The organism is Kitasatospora sp. NPDC001539 (genome assembly GCF_040298565.1).
Taxonomy (GTDB): domain Bacteria; phylum Actinomycetota; class Actinomycetes; order Streptomycetales; family Streptomycetaceae; genus Kitasatospora.
On sequence record NZ_JBEPAK010000468.1, the window covers coordinates 1 to 1808 of the forward strand.

The 1808-nt window shown below is 74.2% G+C and carries 1 protein-coding gene; it reads right to left on the reverse strand.

Annotated features, from left to right (window positions below):
- Positions 1 to 59: 59 nt before the first annotated feature.
- On the reverse strand, positions 60 to 1652 hold the full coding sequence (locus ABT247_RS33315; protein WP_350750327.1) for a glycerol-3-phosphate dehydrogenase/oxidase: 1593 nt from the start codon (positions 1650 to 1652) through the stop codon (positions 60 to 62).
- Positions 1653 to 1808: the final 156 nt, after the last annotated feature.

Here is a 1808-nt window from a genome sequence, read left to right on the forward strand (position 1 = left end):
GGCGGGCGCCCCGGGAAACCCCGGACGCCCGCCCGCCGCAGAGGAACCGCGCTCAGGGCCTACTTGGCGCGCTTGGCGAGGAAGGCCTCGACCTCGGCCCGGATCTCCGGGGTGTCCAGACCGCGCACGGTCATCGTGGTGCGGCGCCGCAGCACGTCGTCCGCCGTGTACGCCCACTCGTTGTCGGCCGCGTACGCGACCTGCGCCCAGACGTCCGGGCCGTCCTCGTGGATCGGCCGGCCGAGCTCCGGGTTCTCGTCGATCAGGCGGGCGATCTCGAAGGAGAGCGTGCCGTAGTGGCTGGCCAGGTGCTTGGCCACCAGCGGCTCCATCCGCGAGCCCGGCTCGCGGTCGATCAGCAGGCGGTGCGCCACCGCGTTCGGCGCGCCGACGCCCGGCAGCGGCACGGTCGGGGCGATCGGGGACATGTCCTCGCCGAGGCTGGTGCCGGGCACGTGGGCCAGCTTCTCCAGGACGGTCCGGCCGATGTGCCGGTAGGTGGTCCACTTGCCGCCGGAGACCGACAGCATGCCGCCGCGGCCCTCGGTGACGACGGTCTCGCGCTTGGCGGCGGCGGTGTCGCCCGGGCCGCCCGGCAGCACGCGCAGGCCGGCGAAGGAGTAGGTGATCAGGTCGCGGTCGAGGTGCTCGTCGCGGATCGCGTGCGCGGCCTCGCCCATGATCTGGTCGATGTCGGCGTCGGTGGCCCGGACGTCCTTCGGGTCGCCGGTGTACTCCTCGTCGGTGGTGCCGAGCAGGACGTGGTCCTCCCACGGGATGGCGAAGGAGACGCGGTACTTGTCGATCGGGATGGTCAGCGCGGCGCGCCACGGGGCGCGGCGCTTGACGACGACGTGGGCGCCCTTGGAGAGGCGGATCGACGGCGCGGCGCCGGCGTCCTCCATCTTGCGCAGGTGGTCCACCCACGGGCCGGTGGCGTTGAGCACCAGGCGGGCGTTGACGCCGAACTCGGTGCCGTCCAGGCGGTCGCGCACCTCGGCGCCGGTGACCCGGCCGCCGGTGAAGCGCAGGCCGGTGACCTCGGCGTGGTTGAGCACCACGGCGCCGGCGTCGACGGCGGCGCGGACGGTCATCACCGCGACGCGCGAGTCGTTCATCTGGTGGTCGCCGTAGACGGCCACCGAGCGCAGGCCCTCGGTGCGCAGCGCGGGCACCTGCTGGGCGGCGTGGGCGGCGGTGGAGACCCGGCCCATGCCGTCGCGGAAGGCGGACAGCGCCGAGTAGAGGAAGACGCCGGCGCCGAGCTTGGCGGCGCCGTGCGGGCCGCCCTTGTAGACCGGCACGAAGAAGGTCAGCGGGTTGACCAGGTGGGGCGCGACGTCGGTGGAGAGCGCGCGACGCTCCTTGTGGTTCTCCGCGACGAGCTTCACCGCGCCGGTCTGCAGGTAGCGCAGGCCGCCGTGGACGAGCTTGGACGAGGCGCTGGAGGTGGCGCCGGCGAAGTCGCCGGAGTCGACCATGGCGACCTTCAGACCGGCCTGGGACGCGGTCCAGGCGACGGCCGTGCCGAGGATGCCGCCCCCGATCACCAGCAGGTCGTAGGTGGCCTTGCCGAGCAGCTCGCGGGTCTCGGCGCGGGAAGCGGTGTGGCCGGCGGTGCGCTCGGCGCCCAGGGTCGGGATGGTTGCCATGGTGATTGTGTACGGCGCTGGTCGGGCGGCGCCGTTACTCCTCTCGTGTGCGGTGCGGCCCCTGCGGGAGAGGCCGGTCGGCCCGGTGCGGCGGGCCGGTGAAACACGGTGACGCCCGCTGCCGGAACAGCGGGCGGCCGGCCGGGGCGCGGTGCC